The sequence below is a fragment of the Pseudomonas sp. K5002 genome, from assembly GCF_013386655.1.
Classification (GTDB): Bacteria; Pseudomonadota; Gammaproteobacteria; order Pseudomonadales; family Pseudomonadaceae; genus Aquipseudomonas.
Map to the genome: position 1 here is coordinate 1 of NZ_JACARK010001509.1, position 798 is coordinate 798.

General features: G+C 65.2%; 1 protein-coding gene and 1 pseudogene. Both read left to right on the forward strand.

Annotated elements, in window-relative coordinates:
• Window positions 1-71, forward strand: a pseudogene (locus HX846_RS40135) (DUF2946 domain-containing protein); the annotation flags it as partial.
• Window positions 72-164: 93 nt separating this feature from the next.
• A partial coding sequence (locus HX846_RS37575; RefSeq protein WP_178967507.1) for a TonB-dependent receptor plug domain-containing protein occupies window positions 165-798 on the forward strand: 634 nt, incomplete at its 3' end.

Below are 798 nucleotides of genomic sequence, written 5' to 3' on the forward strand. Positions count from 1 at the left end.
CACGCCTGGGCCATGCCCGGCAAACCGTGTTCCCCGGCGCCCGCAGCCGCGCCCCGCCCATCATCGCGTAAGCACTTCACACCGTTACTTCACCCCGGCCGACTTTAGACAGACAGCCGCAGGCTGCTGGCCGTGTTGTTTACGAATGAATGATGGAATTTTTCATGTCCAGGTTTTCTGCTGACACCCGCTTGGGATGTACTCCCGTTTTCGCCGTTCTGTGTGGCGCGCTGCTGGTTCCTCAGGTCCACGCCGACGAGCCTGCCGACCAGAACGAACTGAGCCCGACGGTGATCACCGCCATTGCCCCCAGCTCACCGCTGACCGTCGTCACCAACCCGAAAGACCCGCGCCAACCAGTGCCCGCCAGCGATGGCGGCGACTACCTCAAGACCATCCCCGGCTTCGCCCTGGTGCGCAACGGCGGCACCAACGGCGACCCGGTGCTGCGGGGCATGTTCGGCTCACGCCTGAACATCCTCACCAACGGCAGCATGATGCTCGGCGCCTGCCCCGGCCGGATGGATGCGCCCACCTCCTATATTTCACCGGAAACCTACGACAAGCTCACCGTGATCAAAGGCCCGCAAACCGTGCTCTGGGGCCCGGGCGCTTCAGCCGGCACGGTCCTGTTCGAGCGCGAGCCCGAGCAATTCGGCGAGCTGGGCACACGGGTCAACGCCAGCATCCTGGCGGGCTCCAACGGGCGCTTCGACAAAGTCGTCGACGCAGCAGCCGGCGGGCCGCTGGGTTATGTGCGGGTGATCGGCAACCAGGCCCACGCCGATGACTACAAGG